Source organism: Gracilibacillus xinjiangensis (assembly GCF_042651765.1).
Lineage (GTDB): Bacteria > Bacillota > Bacilli > Bacillales > Amphibacillaceae > Gracilibacillus > Gracilibacillus xinjiangensis.
The window spans coordinates 706,793-725,606 of sequence record NZ_JBHSDT010000008.1; the positions used below are offsets into that span (position 1 = coordinate 706,793).

The 18,814-nt window shown below is 35.9% G+C and carries 23 protein-coding genes; all 23 read left to right on the plus strand.

Features of this window, described 5'->3' with window-relative positions; all coding sequences use genetic code 11:
* The first annotated feature begins 147 nt into the window (after positions 1-147).
* Positions 148-942 carry a heptaprenyl diphosphate synthase component 1 gene (locus tag ACFOY7_RS14855; RefSeq protein WP_390252906.1) on the plus strand — a complete coding sequence of 265 codons (795 nt, stop codon included), beginning with the start codon at positions 148-150 and terminating at the stop codon, positions 940-942.
* Positions 939-1,658, plus strand: a complete 720-nt coding sequence (menG, locus tag ACFOY7_RS14860) for a demethylmenaquinone methyltransferase (protein WP_390252908.1) — start codon at positions 939-941, stop codon at positions 1,656-1,658. Before ACFOY7_RS14855 ends, menG begins: the two co-directional genes overlap by 4 nt.
* Before the next feature lie 12 nt (positions 1,659-1,670).
* The gene (hepT, locus tag ACFOY7_RS14865) at positions 1,671-2,642 is read left to right on the plus strand and encodes a heptaprenyl diphosphate synthase component II (protein WP_390252910.1); all 972 of its coding nucleotides are present in this window, start codon (positions 1,671-1,673) and stop codon (positions 2,640-2,642) included.
* Positions 2,643-2,659: 17 nt separating this feature from the next.
* On the plus strand, positions 2,660-3,106 hold the full coding sequence (gene ndk / locus ACFOY7_RS14870) for a nucleoside-diphosphate kinase (protein ID WP_390252912.1): 447 nt from the start codon (positions 2,660-2,662) through the stop codon (positions 3,104-3,106).
* Between the two features lie 34 nt (positions 3,107-3,140).
* Entirely contained in the window at positions 3,141-3,914 is a 774-nt protein-coding gene (locus ACFOY7_RS14875) for a CheR family methyltransferase (RefSeq protein ID WP_390252914.1), read from the plus strand.
* A gap of 89 nt (positions 3,915-4,003) precedes the next feature.
* On the plus strand, positions 4,004-5,170 hold the full coding sequence (gene aroC / locus ACFOY7_RS14880) for a chorismate synthase (RefSeq protein WP_390252917.1): 1,167 nt from the start codon (positions 4,004-4,006) through the stop codon (positions 5,168-5,170).
* A 1-nt stretch (position 5,171) separates the two neighbouring features.
* The gene (gene aroB, locus ACFOY7_RS14885) at positions 5,172-6,245 is read left to right on the plus strand and encodes a 3-dehydroquinate synthase (RefSeq protein ID WP_390252919.1); all 1,074 of its coding nucleotides are present in this window, start codon (positions 5,172-5,174) and stop codon (positions 6,243-6,245) included.
* 2 nt (positions 6,246-6,247) lie between these two features.
* Positions 6,248-6,616: a chorismate mutase gene (gene aroH / locus ACFOY7_RS14890; RefSeq protein WP_390252922.1), complete on the plus strand. Its 369-nt coding sequence runs from the start codon at positions 6,248-6,250 to the stop codon at positions 6,614-6,616.
* A 35-nt stretch (positions 6,617-6,651) separates the two neighbouring features.
* The gene (hisC, locus tag ACFOY7_RS14895; RefSeq protein ID WP_390254126.1) at positions 6,652-7,740 is read left to right on the plus strand and encodes a histidinol-phosphate transaminase; all 1,089 of its coding nucleotides are present in this window, start codon (positions 6,652-6,654) and stop codon (positions 7,738-7,740) included.
* Between the two features lie 15 nt (positions 7,741-7,755).
* A complete protein-coding gene (locus ACFOY7_RS14900; protein WP_390252925.1) occupies positions 7,756-8,856 on the plus strand; it encodes a prephenate dehydrogenase in 1,101 nt (366 codons plus the stop codon).
* A gap of 11 nt (positions 8,857-8,867) precedes the next feature.
* Positions 8,868-10,154 carry a 3-phosphoshikimate 1-carboxyvinyltransferase gene (gene aroA, locus ACFOY7_RS14905; protein WP_390252928.1) on the plus strand — a complete coding sequence of 429 codons (1,287 nt, stop codon included), beginning with the start codon at positions 8,868-8,870 and terminating at the stop codon, positions 10,152-10,154.
* Between the two features lie 120 nt (positions 10,155-10,274).
* A complete protein-coding gene (locus ACFOY7_RS14910) occupies positions 10,275-11,564 on the plus strand; it encodes a tetratricopeptide repeat protein (protein ID WP_390252930.1) in 1,290 nt (429 codons plus the stop codon).
* Between the two features lie 23 nt (positions 11,565-11,587).
* Positions 11,588-12,157, plus strand: coding sequence for a ReoY family proteolytic degradation factor (locus ACFOY7_RS14915; protein ID WP_390252934.1), 570 nt, complete (start codon positions 11,588-11,590; stop codon positions 12,155-12,157).
* A 156-nt stretch (positions 12,158-12,313) separates the two neighbouring features.
* Positions 12,314-12,772, plus strand: a complete 459-nt coding sequence (locus tag ACFOY7_RS14920; protein ID WP_390252937.1) for a DUF2487 family protein — start codon at positions 12,314-12,316, stop codon at positions 12,770-12,772.
* Positions 12,773-12,926: 154 nt separating this feature from the next.
* On the plus strand, positions 12,927-13,436 hold the full coding sequence (locus ACFOY7_RS14925; RefSeq protein ID WP_390252940.1) for a QcrA and Rieske domain-containing protein: 510 nt from the start codon (positions 12,927-12,929) through the stop codon (positions 13,434-13,436).
* A 3-nt stretch (positions 13,437-13,439) separates the two neighbouring features.
* Positions 13,440-14,114, plus strand: coding sequence for a menaquinol-cytochrome c reductase cytochrome b subunit (gene qcrB, locus ACFOY7_RS14930; RefSeq protein ID WP_089738318.1), 675 nt, complete (start codon positions 13,440-13,442; stop codon positions 14,112-14,114).
* A 24-nt stretch (positions 14,115-14,138) separates the two neighbouring features.
* Entirely contained in the window at positions 14,139-14,912 is a 774-nt protein-coding gene (locus ACFOY7_RS14935) for a menaquinol-cytochrome c reductase cytochrome b/c subunit (protein ID WP_390252942.1), read from the plus strand.
* Positions 14,913-15,022: 110 nt separating this feature from the next.
* Entirely contained in the window at positions 15,023-15,595 is a 573-nt protein-coding gene (gene lhaT / locus ACFOY7_RS14940; RefSeq protein ID WP_390252943.1) for a lipoprotein heptaprenylglyceryl N-acetyltransferase LhaT, read from the plus strand.
* 74 nt (positions 15,596-15,669) lie between these two features.
* A complete protein-coding gene (locus ACFOY7_RS14945) occupies positions 15,670-16,401 on the plus strand; it encodes a sporulation protein YpjB (protein ID WP_390252945.1) in 732 nt (243 codons plus the stop codon).
* 58 nt (positions 16,402-16,459) lie between these two features.
* Positions 16,460-17,137, plus strand: coding sequence for a zinc metallopeptidase (locus ACFOY7_RS14950; protein WP_390252947.1), 678 nt, complete (start codon positions 16,460-16,462; stop codon positions 17,135-17,137).
* A gap of 125 nt (positions 17,138-17,262) precedes the next feature.
* The gene (locus tag ACFOY7_RS14955; RefSeq protein ID WP_390252949.1) at positions 17,263-17,592 is read left to right on the plus strand and encodes a nucleotide pyrophosphohydrolase; all 330 of its coding nucleotides are present in this window, start codon (positions 17,263-17,265) and stop codon (positions 17,590-17,592) included.
* Between the two features lie 12 nt (positions 17,593-17,604).
* Positions 17,605-18,405, plus strand: a complete 801-nt coding sequence (gene dapB, locus ACFOY7_RS14960; RefSeq protein WP_390252951.1) for a 4-hydroxy-tetrahydrodipicolinate reductase — start codon at positions 17,605-17,607, stop codon at positions 18,403-18,405.
* Positions 18,406-18,414: 9 nt separating this feature from the next.
* Positions 18,415-18,807: a methylglyoxal synthase gene (gene mgsA, locus ACFOY7_RS14965; RefSeq protein ID WP_390252952.1), complete on the plus strand. Its 393-nt coding sequence runs from the start codon at positions 18,415-18,417 to the stop codon at positions 18,805-18,807.
* The last annotated feature ends 7 nt before the right edge of the window (positions 18,808-18,814 follow it).

The following is an 18,814-nucleotide window of genomic DNA, read 5'->3' on the forward strand; positions in this document are numbered from 1 at the left end:
AATATAAATCCATACTAGTATTTTATCTATACAGCAAATCTCAATTTTTGTCTCATTTCATAGATAAATATGGCGTGAAAAATGTAAAGTTATGATATACTATGTTAATATGATATAGGATTCTAATAAGAATTGCGGTGAGTTTTTTTGAAATCTAAACAGTTATTAAATTATTATAAAAAACTGATACATAATAATATTAAACAGGATTATTTATCTGCTTACTTAGAAAAACCATATGTGGAAGAGTATAAGCTGATTGCATTAAATACAGTTACTCCAGATCATACCCAAAAAGATGAGTACATTGTAAGTACAATGATTGTGCAAATGGCTTTAAATACTCATGATCAAATTTCTAAGACAATCCCACGAAGAGATAAGCACTTAATGAAAAAGCAACAGCTTACTGTTCTAGCGGGTGACTTCTATTCAGGCATTTATTATCACCTACTAGCTAAAGCAAAAGACATATCTTTTGTCCGTATTCTGGCTAAAGGAATAAATGAATTAACCCAACAGAAAGCCATGGTATTTTATAAAGAATATGACCAGCTTGAGACATTCCTATCTGAATATGAAAAAATTGAAACGGTTTTGTTGAAAAAAGTTGCCATATATTTCGACGTAGAGCAGGGCATTGAATATCTATGTAAATGGACTATCTATAAAAAGTTACAATTGGAATGGTGGAGCTTAAAAAACGGCCAAAATACTTCCTTTCAACAATTATTGCTCCATAATGTTGTCAGCAATCACTCAATGAGCGACATAGAGAACGCCATATTAGCAATGTTGGATCAAACGAGAAAAAAATTGAGAAGCTTTCACGAAGTTTTGCCACCACAATTCGATGAATTAAAACAAGAATTTCAGAAAGAGATGAGGAAGGACAACTTCCTGCATATTAACTCAGTATTGGAAGAAGGATTATCAAAATGAAGCAATCAAAGGAAGAAAGAGTTCATCAAGTTTTTGAGAAAATATACAGTAACTATGATACGATGAATTCCATCATATCCTTTCAAAGACATAAGAAATGGCGGAAAGATGTCATGAAGCGAATGGATGTAAAAGAGGGAATGAACGCAATAGATGTGTGCTGCGGAACTGGTGATTGGTCTTTTGCACTGGCAGAGCAAGTTGGTACAACAGGAGAAGTGGCAGGGCTGGATTTTAGCCAGAATATGCTGTCAGTAGCTAATGAACGTAATAAGGATTTGGGGTATGATCAGTTAACATTTATTCAAGGGAATGCAATGGATTTACCTTTTGAAGATAATAGATTTGATTTTGCAACAATTGGTTTCGGTTTAAGGAATGTCCCAGACTACTTGCAAGTATTAAAAGAAATGAACCGCGTAGTAAAACCAGGCGGTCTTGTTGTCTGTCTTGAAACATCCCAGCCAACGATGCCAATCTACAGGCAATTATATTATTTTTATTTTAAACATATTATGCCGTTATTTGGAAAACTATTTGCCAAAAGTTACAAAGAATATGTTTGGTTGCATGAATCGGCAAAGGATTTTCCTGGAAAAGAAGCTTTGAAACAACTGTTTTTAGAAGCAGGGTTAGTAAACGTGCAAGTGAAAAGTTATACCGGTGGCGTAGCTGCACTGCATATGGGGGAAAAGATAAAAGTTAGTAAAAAGTAAAGGTGACTTAAAATGAAGCTTGCTAAAACATACTCATTTATTAAAAAAGATTTAAACGAAATTGAATCAGTGCTTGAAGAAACTATTTATACAGATCAAGACGTTTTACGTGATGCTTCTCTTCAATTATTAAGAGCAGGAGGAAAACGGTTAAGGCCTGTTTTTGTTTTATTAGCAGCAATGTTCGGGGATTATCAGATTCAGCGGATTAATAAAGTAGCAAGCGCACTGGAATTAATTCACATGGCTTCATTGGTCCACGATGATGTCATTGATGATTCTAATATCCGAAGGGGAAAGCCAACTGTCAAAGCCAATTGGGATAACCAAATTGCTATGTTGACAGGGGATTTTATATTTGCCAAAGCTTTAGACCAATTTACAGAAATAGAGAGTCCCAGAGCGCATCAAATTCTTTCCAAGACGATGATTGAATTAACTGTAGGAGAAATTGAACAAATAAAAGACAAATATAACCTTGAGCAAAACATGCGTACATACTTAAGAAGAATTAGAAGGAAAACGGCACTATTGATTTCATCAAGCTGCCAATTAGGTGCAATTGTTGCCAATACTTCAAAAGAGACAGAGAAGGCACTTTTTAATTATGGATATAATATGGGGATGTCCTATCAAATCATTGATGATATCCTGGATTTCACTGGTACAGAAAAAGAATTAGGAAAACCAGCTGGCGGTGACTTACTGCAAGGCAATATAACATTACCTGTATTATATGCGATGAAAAATGATGCCATAAAAGCGGAATTAGAAAGATTGTTTAGCAACCCTGAGAAATTAACTAAAGATATTTTAAAACCTGTAATTGATAAAATTCGTAATACGGATGCAATTCAGCAATCAAGATTAATTAGTGATCGCTACCTGGATAAAGCTTATGAATCTCTACATATTTTACCAAATATTAAGGCAAGAAAATCTCTTGAGGATATCGCTAATTATATTGGGAATCGCAAAATATAACTGTGAGGTGAGTGAAAATGGAAAGAACATTTTTAATGATAAAACCAGATGCAGTACAAAGGAATTTAATAGGTGAGATTGTTGGTCGTTTTGAAAGGAAAGGTTTTAAACTAGTTGGTGCAAAGCTGATGATAATCTCAAAAAATCTTGCTGAGAAACACTATAGTGAGCACGAGGGGAAGCCCTTTTACAACCAGTTGGTTCGTTTTATTACTTCTGGTCCGGTTTTTGCGATGGTATGGGAAGGAGAACAAGTAATAACAGCAGCAAGAAAAATGATGGGAAAAACGAACCCGCTGGAAGCAGAAACAGGGACAATTAGAGGGGATTTCGGTGTGGTAACACATCGTAATATTATTCATGGATCAGATTCTGAAGAGAGTGCCAAACGGGAAATTGATTTATTCTTTCAAGAAAATGAATTACATATATATAAAAAAGATGTCGATAATTGGCTGAGTTAATCAACGAGGTTAATTGCATAAAGGGAGAACAGCTATGGATGAATACCAAGCGTTTGTAAATAGAATATACAGCAAGACAGGGCTGGATTTAAGTTTATACAAAGAAGTTCAAATGAAGCGACGATTAACCTCGCTTCGTAATAAGCGTGGATTTAAAGATTTCGGTGAATATTTTGAAGCAATTAATAATGAACAGAAATTGCTTCAAGAGTTTTTAGACAAAGTAACTATTAATGTCTCGGAATTTTTTAGAAACCCCGGCAGATGGAGAGTTTTGGAAGAAAAAATATTTCCGAAATTTAAAGAGAGAAAGAAGACGATAAAGATTTGGAGTGCCGCTTGTTCTACAGGCGAGGAGCCATATACATTGGCGATCTTAGCAAATCAATTCTGGGCTTTAAAAGATATTGAAATTGTGGCAACAGATATTGACAGAAATGTCCTTGCACGTGCTAAACAAGGGATCTATAATGATAGAGCTGTTCAAGATGTTCCTCCAGATTTAAAAGATAAATATTTATGGCAGGAAGAAAATACATATAAAGTGGATGAGAAATTAAAACAATGTATTACATTTAAACAACATAATTTATTAGCAGATACTTATCCTAAAGGGTTCGACCTTATTGTTTGTCGCAATGTGCTTATCTATTTCACTGAACCAGCGAAGGAAAAGATCTATCAAAATTTCAGTAATTCATTAGAACCAAACGGTATATTTTTTGTTGGAAGTACGGAACAAATTTTCCACCCGGAAACATATGGTTATGATGTATTGGATACATTTTTCTATAAAAAAAAATGTTAACTTGAATTTGAAAAAAATTATAAAATTAATTACAATACTAAGACGCTATGTTATAGTATTACAAAAAATAAAAAAATGGGGGGATTACAATGCGTTATTTAACAGCAGGTGAATCACATGGAAAGCAGCAGACCACGATTGTTGAAGGACTACCGGCACGCATGCCAATTACGAAGGAAGACATTAATGACTCTCTATTGCGTCGACAAAAAGGGCATGGGAGAGGGAAAAGAATGCAAATTGAGAAGGACTTAGTAGATATCGTCGGCGGTATCCGTCATGGTTACACTTTGGGATCTCCAATAGCATTAGTTGTACATAATGATGATTTTAAACACTGGATAGATGTAATGGGAGAAGACCCGGTACCAGAAGACCAAAATATTCGCAGAATTGTAACAAGACCGAGACCAGGACACGCTGATTTAAATGGATCTCTGAAATATGGCCACCGCGATATGCGTAATATTCTGGAACGATCATCGGCAAGAGAAACTACCGCAAGAGTTGCAGCAGGCGCTGTTGCCAAAACCCTTTTAAGAAACTTAGGAATTAATATTGTTGGATATGTGAAAGAGATTGCTGGAATTAAAGCAGAAGAAAGAAATGATCTCACTATCCAAGAAAGAATGAAAATTTCAGAAGAATCACCGGTTCGTTCTCTCGATGAAGTGGCAGGGAAACAGATGATGGATGCCATTGACCAAGCCAAAAAAGATGGAGATTCAATTGGTGGTGTTTGTGAAGTCTATATTGAAGGAATGCCAGCAGGGATCGGTTCATATGTACACTATGATCGAAAATTAGATGGTCGTATTGCAGGTGCTGTACAAAGTATAAATGCATTTAAAGGAGTAGAATTTGGTATCGGGTTCGAAGCTGCTCGCAAAAATGGCAGTGAAGTTCATGATGAGATTCTATGGTCGGAAGAGCGAGGGTATTACCGCAGAACTAACCGTTTAGGCGGATTTGAAGGCGGCATGACAACAGGGATGCCAATTGTCGTAAAAGGTGTTATGAAACCTATTCCCACTTTATATAAACCGCTGCAAAGTGTGGATATCGAAACAAAAGAGCCATTTAATGCTAGTATCGAAAGATCTGATTCCTGTGCGGTGCCAGCAGCAGCTGTTGTTATGGAACATGTTGTCGCATTTGAACTAGCAAAAGCAATTATGGAACAATTCCCTAATGATCAATTCCCTAAACTAAAAAAAGCACTAGATGAGTATCGTGAAGAGATCAGGAGTTTTTAATATGCATAAGCAAACGATACAAACAAGTACTAATACGTATGATGTGATCGTAGGCGAAGGACTGTTAACGAAAATTGAACAATTTTTGCCAAATACATATGAAAATATATTAATCATTACGGACGATGTTGTAAATGATTTATATGCAAATAAACTAGCCGATGTATTAAAAAGTGTAAAGCATGTGGCTGTCAGTACTGTCCCGGCTGGGGAAGAATCAAAAAGTATAGAGCAGTACTATCACCTGTTAACTGAAGCCATTAATCACCGTTTAGATCGTAAATCACTAATTATCGCATTAGGTGGAGGAATGGTTGGAGATTTAGCGGGATTCGTTGCAGCTACATACATGCGCGGGATTGATTTTATCCAAGTTCCAACAACGATACTGGCGCATGATAGCAGTGTTGGTGGAAAAGTAGCAATTAATCATCCTAAAGGGAAGAATTTAATTGGGAATTTCTACCCACCAGTCGCTGTTATTTATGATGTAGAAACACTAAAATCGCTGCCAGCCAAGGAAATTCGCTCTGGTTATGCGGAAGTAGTGAAACATGGTCTAATTAGTGACCGATCTTTTTTTGAGGAAGTATTAAAGGCAGATTTGACAGTACCATTACAACCAGAAGTAACTGTAAGCCATCTGCAGCAGGGTATTGCGGTGAAAGCTGGAATTGTACAACAGGATGAAAAAGAAAGCAATATTCGGAAATTTCTGAATTTTGGGCATACTTTAGGACATGCAATCGAATCCGAGTTGGGTTATGGTGAAATCACGCATGGAGAAGCTGTTGCCATTGGGATGTTATTTGCAATGAGAGTAAGTCAGGAAAAGTTCCAGATTAAATTGCCTTATAACGAACTATACGATTGGTTAGCAGCTAATCGCTATCCTACCTCTATTAAATGGCCGAGTGTCAATCATTTAATTGATAAAATGAAGCTAGATAAAAAATCAGAAAATGCGATTGTACAAATGGTGTTACTAAAGGAAATAGGAATACCATCGATTATTAATTTAAATGATCATGAGCTCCACGCTCATTTGGAAAATTTTATAAGAGAGTTGGGTTAACTGTGATCAGAGGAATACGAGGAGCAACCACTGTTAGCAATAATGAAGAAAAAGAAATGGTGGAAGAAACAAAAAAAATGATTGAGCATATGGCAGCAATAAATGATGTCTCCCCGGAAGATATTGCATCTGTTCTTATATCTGTAACACCGGACTTGGATGCAACGTTCCCTGCAAAAGCACTCAGATTAATTGAGGGGTGGAAGTATGTCCCGGTTATGTGCATGCCAGAGATTAATGTACCTGGAAGCTTACCACAATGTATTCGAGTCATGATGACTGTAAATACGAAATTAGGGCAAGCTGACGTGGAACATGTGTATTTAAATGGCGCAGTGAAACTTAGACCTGACTTGATTGAAGAGAGGTGAACTATTTGGAAACGAGGAGAAAGGAAGTAAACACATTGCAAGCAAAACTTATATTTAAGAATATGGCCCCATATACACCCGGAAAACAGATAGAAGACGTAAAAAAGGAATATGGTTTATCTAGAATTGTTAAATTAGCTTCCAACGAGAACCCTTTTGGTTATTCTGAGAAGGTGAGACAGGCAATCCCTAACATGCTTGATGGATTAGAGATATATCCAGACGGTTACGCAAAAGCATTAAGAGAAGAGTTAGCAAAACGATTAGATGTTAAAGAAGAACAACTAACTTTCGGTTGTGGATCAGATGAAATTGTAGACATTTTATGCCGAACTTTCTTAGAAAATGGGAAAAATACAATTATGGCTACACCAACTTTTCCACAATATAAACATAATGCATTAATTCAAGGGGCAGAGATTATCGAAGTTCCATTAAAAGATGGATATCATGATCTTCCTTCCATGTTAGAAGTGATTAACTCAGAAACGAAGATTGTTTGGCTGTGTTCACCTAATAACCCTACAGGTGCTCTAATTCCAAAGGAAGATTTGGTCAATTTTTTAGAAAAATGTCCTGAACATGTTTTAGTAGTGTTAGATGAAGCTTACTACGAATATATTGATCATGCGAAAAATCCAAACAGTGTCTCATTATTAAATAACTATGAAAATTTAGTGGTACTTAGAACTTTTTCTAAAGCATACGGACTAGCAAATTTAAGAGTAGGGTACGGAGTTGCAAGTGAAGAGATTACAAAACTTTTAAATATTACTCGTGGTCCGTTCAATACAACTACTATCTCTCAACTTTCTGCATTAACTGCATTAAAAGATACAGAATTTCTTAAAAAGACTTATCAAGAAAACATTACAAATAAACTTGCATTTATGCAGTTTTGTAACGAAGCAGGATTAGACTTTTATGATTCAGAAGCTAATTTCCTTTTCGTTAAATTACCAACTTCTGGTGATCAATTATTTGCTTACTTACTAAAAAATGGATTTATTGTTCGTTCAGGTGAAGCGTTAGGTCATCCAAATGGTGTGCGAATTACGATTGGTTCAAAAGAAAATATGGAAGAACTGCAACAGTTGATAAAAAATTACCTAGCAACGATTTGAAAAGGAGACTAAATCGTGAAAGAAACGGTTTTAATTGCGGGCCTTGGCTTAATTGGGGGCTCGCTTGCTTTAAATATTAAAGAAATTGAAAATGTACATGTACTTGGTTATGATGCGAAAAGAAGTACATTAGATTATTGTTTAATGAATGGTATTGTTGATAACGTTTATGACGATTTTGCGGAAGCAGTAAAACTTGCTGATATTTGCATATTGGCAGCACCTGTTTCCATTACAGTCGAATTAATCCACCAACTCAATCATATTCCGCTTGAAAAGGAGTTGCTTGTTTCAGACGTTGGATCTGTCAAATCACAAATAATGGAAGCAGCTGAATCTTTAACTTCTGATCAAATCACTTTTATTGGCGGCCATCCAATGGCTGGATCACATAAAAAAGGAATTCAAGCAGCTAAACCATATTTATTTGAAAATGCTATTTATGTATTGTCACCAACAAAAAAAAGCACTGCGGAGCAATTAGATAGACTAAAGGCATTACTTTCACCAACCAAATGCAAATTCCTCATATTAGATCCGGAAGAGCATGATGAAATGACTAGTGTGATTTCCCATTTTCCTCATTTAATTGCGTCATCACTCGTTCATCAAGCACGTAATTGGCAATCCAAGCACCCATACATTCCAAAGCTTGCTGCAGGTGGTTTTCGTGATATTACAAGAATTGCATCAAGTAATCCTTTGATGTGGCGTGATATTTTCTTTCAGAACAGAGAAAAAATGAGCCGGTTACTTGCAGATTGGATAGTAGAAATGCAACAATTAAAAACGTTAATTGATTCAGGTGAAAAGCAGCAAATTCAAACATATTTAGAACAGGCCAAAGATTATCGAGATGGTCTTGATAGCAAAAAGAAGGGTGCCATTCTCTCCTATTATGATATATATGTTGATATTTTTGACCAACCTGGTGCTCTTTTGAAAGTTATAGGGTTATTGGCCGAGCATGATATCAGTATAAATAATATTGAGATATTGGAAATCAGAGAAGGAATAACTGGTGTGTTAAGACTAAGCTTTCAAAATAAAAATGACCAGCAATTAAGTCAGGCTATTTTAAATAAAAATAAATATGAAACGATGATTGAGGAATAGGAGGAACCATAATGGTAAAAAAGCTACTATTCAGTGAGAAGTCCTTAAGAGGTACGATATCTGTTCCTGGTGATAAATCGATCTCACACCGTGCGGTTATGTTTGGGTCACTTGCTAAAGGCAAGACAATGATTACAAATTTCTTAGCTGGCGAAGATTGTTTGTCAACAATAGAAGCATTTGAAACAATGGGTGTAAAAATTACTCGTAACAACCAAACAGTAATAGTCGAGTCAGAAGGGATTGAGGGCTTGAAAGAGCCTTTAGTACCAATTAACCTTGGGAATTCTGGAACTACAGCAAGACTTCTGATGGGGATTTTATCAGCATTACCTTTTCACTCAACACTATATGGAGATGCTTCATTAACTAAACGCCCAATGGATCGAATTACCATTCCATTAAAGGAAATGGGGGCTATGATTGATGGTCGCGAGAATGGCAAGTACTTACCCATCGCAATCAGAGGGAGTAAATTACAACCAATTCACTATCATACACCAATGAAGAGCGCCCAAGTAAAGTCTGGTGTGTTATTAGCGGGCTTATTAACTGATGGCAAGACAATTGTTGAAGAGGATACGAAAACAAGAGATCACACTGAAAATATGTTAAAAGCTTTTGGTGCTGATTTAACTGTGGAGGGAAACAGGGTGATAATAAACGGGAACATCCCCTTATCTTCCTGTGACATTGAAGTCCCTGGTGATATTTCCTCTGCGGCATTTTTCTTAGTAGCTGCTGCGATTACACCAGGAAGTGAAGTGAAGATTGAAAACGTCGGTCTGAATCCAACAAGAACCGGAATAATTGATGTACTCAAATTAATGGGTGTTGCTATTACCTTAGAAGAAAAGCGGACAGTTGGCGGAGAACCGATTGGTGATATAACTGTTCAATCATCAAACCCTAAAGCGGCAACAATTGAGGGAGAGATTATTCCAAGAATCATTGATGAGATCCCTATTATAGCATTATTAGCTTCACAAGCAGATGGTACTACAGTAATTCGAGATGCTGAAGAGCTTAGGTATAAAGAAACAGATCGGATTGAATCTGTTGTTACTACGTTAAGAGCACTTGGAGCAAATATTGAACCGACAAATGATGGTATGATTATTGAGGGAAATGCAAACCTTACTGGAGCTAAAACTAATTCATATGGTGACCACCGAATCGGGATGATGATTGCGATTGCGTCATTATTGACAGAAGATACAGTGGAACTGCATGATGATAAATGTATTGCCGTATCTTATCCAACGTTTTTTGATGATTTAAACAAATTATTACAATAAAATAAAACAGAAAAGTCATGAGATATTTGCTCATGACTTTTTCAGTTGGCAGGAATGAAATTTCTTATAGTTGCTTCTCAACTCAAAGTTCGATAAGATGTAGATTGAATTGGCAGGTATTTGACTGAAAGAAAGGTGAAACGTGTGGAACATCTAAATCGTGCGATAGAATTAATCCATCATGGGGATATGGAACAAGCTCTAAATATATTACAAGAATTAGCGAAAAACAGTGATAACAATGAGAAACTAGATATTATTCAAATATATATTGAATTAGGAATTGAAGATGAAGCGAGAATACTCCTTGAAGACATTATTCAAAAAGAACCAAAACATGCTGAAGCAAAAATATTACTAGCAGATATATTCATCAACGATAATGAAGATGAAAAAGCAATTACAATACTGAATGAAATCGATCGTACAAACGGTTTTTACACTCAGGCACTGTTGCAATTAGCTGATTTATACCAGGCTCAAGGATTATTCGAAGTTGCTGAAAGTAAACTGATAGAAGCAAAGCGATTAGCACCTGATGAGCCAGTGATTGATTTTGCGCTTGGTGAATTTCTATTTTCAATTGGTGATTATCACAAAGCTACCATTTACTTTGATAAACTTGCTAAAGAGACAGAAGAATTTGCTGGGGTAAACATCCAGGCAAGACTTGCAGAAGCTCATGCACTAAATGGTGAATTCGAAGAAGCATTAGAACATTTTCAATCACTGGATACGGAAGACCCTGAGTTATTATTTCGATATGGTTTTTTAGCTTATAAATCAGAGCGATTTGAAATAGCGATAAAAACATGGGAGAAGTTATTAGAATTGGAATTAGAATATCCATCAGTATATCGCTATTTAGCTCAGGCATATGAAGAAGAAGGTTTAATGACAGAAGCAAGTGAAACGGCAGAAAAAGGTGTGGATATGGATCCATTCAATAAGGAAATGTGGTATGTAGCAGGAAGGATCTTACACAAATCAGGTAGAAGTGATGAAGCCTTTCAATTTATTGAAGAAGCCATTCGCATTGATCAGGAGTACCAAGAAGCTCTATTGTTTTTAGTCGAAATATATAAAAATGAAGGAGAATATACTCGTCTTATAGAATTATTATCAAACAAGGTTGATATAGATCAATTAGACGGTGTTTTTCATTGGGAACTTGCAAAAGCATATAATGAGGAAGAGCAATATAATGAGGCATTAAATGCCTACCAAAATGCATATACTAAAATGGATAAAGATGTTGATTTTATGAGAGATTATGGTTATTTCCTAGTAGAAGAGGGGAGGATTTCGGACGCAATATTGGTATTAGGTCAATATTTAGCAATGGAACCATCAGATTTCGAAGTGGAACAGTATGTCGAACGGTTAAGAAATCGAGATAATACTCTCTAGTTGAAATGGAGGGGAGTTTAAATTTGGAAACATCAATTAAAGTGGAAGATAAAAAATCATTTATTCATTGGTTTCTAGGCAACTTTCAATTAAAAAAACGGGAAAGTGTATGGATATTAAATTACTTAATGAATCATGAACATGTTTTATCAAACGTCCACTTTGTTTTAGAAGCACGTTTTTGTCCAAGGGCAATGATTATTTCTACACATTGCACAAAAGAAATTGCGTTTCGCTTCTACAAAAAGCATATTGTAACAACAGATGCTGATAAATCTTTTCATGACATTCGACTGCATAATAAGGAACCTATATATATTCAATTAAACTTTAAGAATTCTAATCAAAGTATAGAATATATGAAAGTATTAGAAGATAATCCTTTCATACCAGATGATTATTTTCTCTCACAACACGATAAAAAACAGGTCGATAGTTGGCTGAATTACACACTTTATCAATTTAAAAAACAAAAACTTGAGGAAAAAATAAACATGGCTTTAGATGAAAAAAACGAGAGTTTATTTCGGGAATATGCCTCTCGGTTAAATAAACTAGAAATCATCTTTAAGAATAAGTATAATAATCAATAAGGTAATAGGTTAATCGAATTTCATTCCAATGGAATTCGGTTTTTCTATTTACAGCAAACGACAGGGTAAACTCAATACGGGATTCTAACCTTATTAACCAGAGTTGTTCCAAATCGTTTGTGTACTTCTAAAATATTTTAATTGGGGGAAAATTATATGAAATGGGATGCTGCTGATCTGCCAACATATTTTGAAGCAAAGGACTTTGTAGACACTGTCTGTATTCCTCTTGTTCCTGTAAAGTTATCAAATAAAGAGGAATCAGTAAAGTTAGCGAGCAATCAACAAACATTGCAAATTATAGCTAAGGAAGTGGAAAGGAATTTTACTGGGAGAGTATTACTAAGCCCAACTTATACATATATACAAAACGAATCCCGCCAAGCAGAAAAAGAACGACTTAATCAATGGGTTGAAATAATGTTTAAAGAGGATTTTAATCATATCTTCTTCTTAACATTTGACTTGAAATGGAAGAAAGAAGAAAAAGGGATGAATGGAACATTGCTCTGGTTACAAGCCTCAACATTAGAAAATCACCAAACAGAAACGACGAAAAAGTGGATTCAAGAACAAACAAGTCAAGTAAACGAATTAATCCGCTCCTTCTGGTAATAATTATCCAAATATGATTAGGATCGATACATTTCATATTTTAGTTCGGGAATTTATTGACCCTAGCTTTAGTTTGCGCTATCATAGTAATGTCCTAGTAAAATAAGAGATTATAATACCATGATGTCGGAATATGTGTAGAGGGGGGTAAATGATGTCAGAGAAAAAACAACAAGTGTCCCGTCGCCAATTTTTAAATTATACTTTAACTGGTGTTGGGGGATTTATGGCTGCAAGTATGCTTGCTCCAATGGTTCGATTTGCGATTGACCCAGTTCTGAAAGCTTCTGAATCTGGTGATATGCAAGCAGTAGTTGATGTATCAGAGATTACAACTGACCCGCAAAGATTTGAGTGGACAGTTGAACAAGTTGATGCTTGGTATACATCTGATGTAACACATAGTGCTTGGGTCTATAAAAACGATAATGATGAAATTGTTCCGCTATCACCTGTATGTAAGCACTTAGGATGTCAGGTGAACTGGGCTGGGAATGATGATTATCCAGATCAATTTTACTGTCCTTGCCATGATGGACGTTATTTAAAAGATGGAACGAATGTACCAAACACTCCACCTGATGCGCCACTAGACCTTTATGAGTTTGAAGTAAAGGACGGTACTTTATATCTTGGACAACCAGTTCCACGAGAGGAGGTTTAATGAATGCTACAGAAGATGTATGATTGGATTGATGAGCGTGTAGACATTACACCGCTTTGGCGTGATATCGCAGATCATGAAGTTCCAGAGCATGTAAACCCTGCACACCATTTTTCCGCTTTTGTATATTGTTTTGGAGGATTAACGTTTTTCGTTACGGTCATCCAAGTATTATCTGGAATGTTTTTAACAATGTATTATGTTCCTGATATTGAAAATGCATGGCGCTCTGTATACTATTTACAAACAGAAGTAGCTCATGGACAAATTGTTAGAGGGATGCACCACTGGGGAGCTAGTGTTGTCATTGTTATGTTATTTCTACATACATTGCGGGTTTTCTTCCAAGGAGCTTATAAGAAACCTCGTGAGTTAAACTGGATGGTAGGTGTATTAATCTTTTTTGTTATGCTTGCATTAGGTTTAACTGGTTATCTATTACCTTGGGATAATAAAGCCTATTTCGCAACGGTTGTTACCCTTCAAATTGCAGAAGGTGTACCATTCATTGGTGAAATGGCGAAAACTTTACTTAATGGTGATCCTTCCATTGTTGGTGCTCAAACATTGGCGCGTTTCTTTGCGATACATGTTTTCTTCTTACCAGCAGCCTTATTTGTATTAATGGGAATTCACTTTATTATGATCCGTAAACAAGGGATTTCAGGCCCACTATAGAGTTTAGTAAAAGGAGGGATTGCTGTGAAAAGAGGTAAGGGAATGAAGTTTGTTGGTGACTCACGTGTAACAGCTGACAAGCAAAAGTTTATTCCAAAGGACTACTCAGAATACCCAGGTAGAACGGAAGCGTTCTGGCCAAACTTTTTATTAAAAGAATGGCTTGTAGGTGCCGTATTTTTAGTAGGTTTTCTCTGTTTAACGGTTGCACACCCTGCACCATTAGAGAAATTAGCAGATCCTACAGATACGACCTACTTACCATTGCCTGACTGGTATTTCTTATTTTTATATCAATTATTAAAATACAAATTTGCAAGTGCATCTTACTTTGTATTAGGTGCAATTATAATTCCCGGGTTAGCGTTTGGTGGATTATTGCTTGCTCCATTCTTGGACAAAGGAACAGAACGTCGCCCACATAAACGACCTGTTGCCACTTCTTTAATGATCCTAGCGTTTATTGCAGTTTTCTGGTTAACATATGAAGCAGCTGCTCATGTTGATTGGGAAGCTAAAGCTGAAAATAATAAACCAGAACTGCCTAGTAGTGTTGAAATTGATACATCACACCCAGGGTATGCTGCATATGAAAACAGCTGTTTACAATGCCATGGCGGTGAATTAGAAGGTGGACCTGCCGCACCTACACTTATTGGCATCGAACGAAGTGTTGATGAAATTAAAGATATCGCAGTAAACGGTATTGGTAGCATGCCTCCAGATCAATTCCAAGGTACAGAAGAAGAATTAGAGCAACTAGCGGAATTTATTGTATCAGTAAATGAGCAAGAGTAGCTCTAAACCCTCGTCACATATACTGGCGGGGGTTTTTATGTAGAGACATAAATGCTCCCATACTTAGATGCTATAATTCGGGAATGGATAAAGAGAGAGGACGTTTGAAAATGAAAACTCTGTTATACCACCCTCAGATGATTATGATCGTATTTCTAATTAATCTGATAGGTACGATATACGGATATTACTGGTATTTGCCTCAGTTGAAAGATACACCGCTAATATTTATTGCTTTCGTTCCGGATAGTCCAACAGCTAGTTTGTTTTTTACTATTTTTTTATATTTTCACATGAGAGGAAGGAATATTCCGATTGTCGAAGCACTAGCCTTTGTTTCCCTATTAAAATATGGGATATGGGCTGTTGTCATGAATATTCTGACATTGAGTGTAAATGGATCACTTGGCTGGGAAGGATATATGTTAATGGCATCCCATGGAGCTATGGCTCTTCAAGCTTTACTATATTCACCATTATATAAAATAAAACTGAAACACTTAACAATCGCAGCAATATTCACTTTACATAATGAAATAATTGACTATGTATTTGGAATGATGCCAGTATACCCAAGCTTATCATCATTTGCGAAAGAAATTGGTTATTTCACCTTCTGGTTAAGTATCGTTTGTATCCTAACAGTATACTATGTATCCATTTACAAAAGACAAAAAATGTAAGCTATTTACAATAGGAATATCTCGTGTTTTTATTTCATACATTATCTAAAAGATGTATGGAAGAAGGGATATCTGTGCGTAAAAAACTTATCATTTTCTTCATTTTATTTATTTGCTTGTCTAATCAATCATTTCCTGTCGTTCATGCAGACAACATTTCTAATGATTTGTACACATTTGAACGATATGTACAGGAACAAAGATATCCACAAGCAGTACAGACATTAGAGAAGATACAGGATAATATGATAACAACTGTTCGTAAAGCACAACCCGCAAGGGTAGAACATGTGGAGGCATTACTAGCTAATAATTTAAATCAATTGCTGGAAGAAAATATAACTGTAACAGAAAAGATGAAAATGGCTCAGCAATTAGTAGTTATGTATGATGCGTTGACAAATTCGGAAGCACCACTATGGCATCGCTGGAAAACAGATTTAGAGTCGAGTATTCAGACGATCTTAAATGAACAAACAATTGATGAAAAACAAACAAAAGAAATCATTTATAAATGGGAAGTTATTTCTCCAGTTTTAAGTATGTACTTACCTGAAAACGAATATAATGATTTAGAATTAATGTTTTTAAATTTCAGTTATATTAATCTTGAAGAGCAGCATAATGAGCTGCAAAGTGTCTTTAATCAGATGTCACTAATCAATTTAGAAACCATTCAGAATAATCAGATACAAACATATTCGCAATGGCTTATCTTTATAGTGATCGGATTTATTTTTTTGACGTTATCTTATGTTGGATGGGTTCGGTATAAAGCTGAATCAAATGTTAATCATACAAATTGACAAGTAAGCAGTTTTTGACTAAAATTGACCTTAGATATATTCTAATGGAGGTATGCAGATGATAGGATATTTGGTCTACTTGGCTATATTAATCTTGGTACCATTGTGGGCACAGGGAAAGGTAAAGAGTACCTATAAAAAGTATTCAAAAGTTATGAATTCAAACATGGTAACAGGTGCACAGGTAGCAAGAAAAATATTAGACGATAATGGGTTATACGATGTACGCATAGAAGAAACAAGAGGAGTTTTATCCGATCATTATGATCCCAGAAAGAAAGTCGTTCGATTATCCAGTGATAATTATCATGGATATTCAGCAGCGGCTGCTGCGATTGCGGCCCATGAAGTAGGACATGCGATACAGGATGCAGAATCATATGCTTTCTTACGTTTTCGCCACAGTCTCGTTCCAATTGCTGGCTTAGGCGATAAGATGTCATTCGTCTTTATTATTGCAGGATTTCTTCTTAATCAGATGGGTCTAGTATTAGTCGGTGTGATTTTCATGTCTTTCGCCGTATTGTTCCAGTTAGTAACATTACCAGTAGAGTTCGATGCTTCCAACCGGGCGATGACACAACTTGTATCTTCTGGTATTATTCGAAATAATGAAGAACGTCAGACCAAAAAGGTACTAAATGCTGCTGCACTTACTTATGTTGCTGCTGCATTAGTAGCATTAGCGGAATTGATCCGTTTCGCGGCAATGTTCTTTTTATCAAGTGATGATTAACGTTCCAAAAGACAGATGTAATCGTACATCTGTCTTTTTTATATAATTCAGAGGTGGAAGTCAGTTATATATTTGGTGAAACATAGGAACTCTAGATGTTATACTTTATTCAAGGAGGGGTTACGATGTATAATAAGGATAGTGTTGCTGATATGCAAAAAAGAGTGGATGATTTTATTTCCCAATTTGAAGAAGGGTATTTTTCACCATTAAGTATGTTAGCAAGATTTACAGAAGAAATTGGCGAATTAGCCCGTGAAGTAAACCACGTTTATGGTGAAAAGCCAAAAAAAGCGACTGAAGAAGAGAATACAATTGAAGCAGAGCTCGGGGATTTATTGTTTGTCTTAATTAGTTTTGCTAATTCTCAAAATATTCAACTTAACAAAGTATTTGACCAAGCGATGACAAAAATTGAAACAAGAGACAAAAACAGATGGACAAAGAAAGAGTAGGGGGCTTTACCAATGGAAAAAATAAAAGTAGTAGTTGCTGGACCACGTGGTAAAATGGGTGCAGAGGCACTAAGAATGATTGAAAAACAGGAGGACTTAGAATTAGTCGCCTGTCTTGATCATAAATATGAAGGAAAGAAGATTAGTGAGATAGACGAGTTACCTGCAATGGATGCAGTTATCTATACAGATATACAAAAATGCTTTGATTCTGTAAATGCAGACGTATTAGTCGATTTAACGACACCGGAATTTGGTTATTTACATACGAAAACGGCAATTCAAAATGGGGTAAGGCCAGTTGTTGGAACGACAGGCTTTACTGATGAACAACTGGAAGAATTAACTGAATTATCTGAAGAGAAAGGTATTGGTGTCATTATTGCTCCTAATTTTGCCCTTGGAGCTGTATTGATGATGCAATTCGCTAAGTGGGCTGCCAAGTATTTTCCCGATGTGGAAATAATCGAGAAGCATCATGACAATAAATTAGATGCACCTTCAGGAACTGCTGTTAAGACAGCACAATTAATTAAAGAAGTTAGGGAATCGAAAAAACAGGGACATCCAGACGAAAAAGAAACTTTACAAGGTGCACGCGGTGCAGATATGGATGGAATGAAAATACATAGTATGCGTTTACCAGGCTTAGTCGCACATCAAGAGGTTGTCTTTGGTTCGAAAGGCGAAAATTTAACAATTAAGCATGATTCATTCCATAGAGAATCATTTATGACAGGTGTTAAATTAGCTATTGACCAAGTAATGAAATTAGATATTTTAGTTTATGGCTTAGAAAATATTTTAGAGTAGGTGACGAGGATGAATATTGCGTTAATTGCACATGACAAAAAGAAAAAAGATATGGTTAATTTTACTGTTGCATATGCTTCCATATTGGAAAAACATACTTTATTTGCAACAGGAACGACTGGAATGAAGATTAATGAGGCTACAGGTTTAGACATTGAACGTTTTCAATCAGGCCCTCTTGGCGGTGATCAACAGATTGGGGCGAAAATTGCTAATAATGAAATGGACCTTGTTATTTTCTTTAGGGATCCATTAACTGCTCAACCACATGAGCCTGACATTACAGCTTTAATGCGTCTCTGTGATGTATATCAGATTCCCCTTGTAACTAATTTAGGTGGGGCAGAAGTAATGATTCGTGCCTTAGATGAAGGGTTATTTGATTGGAGAAATATTCAATAAGAAATTA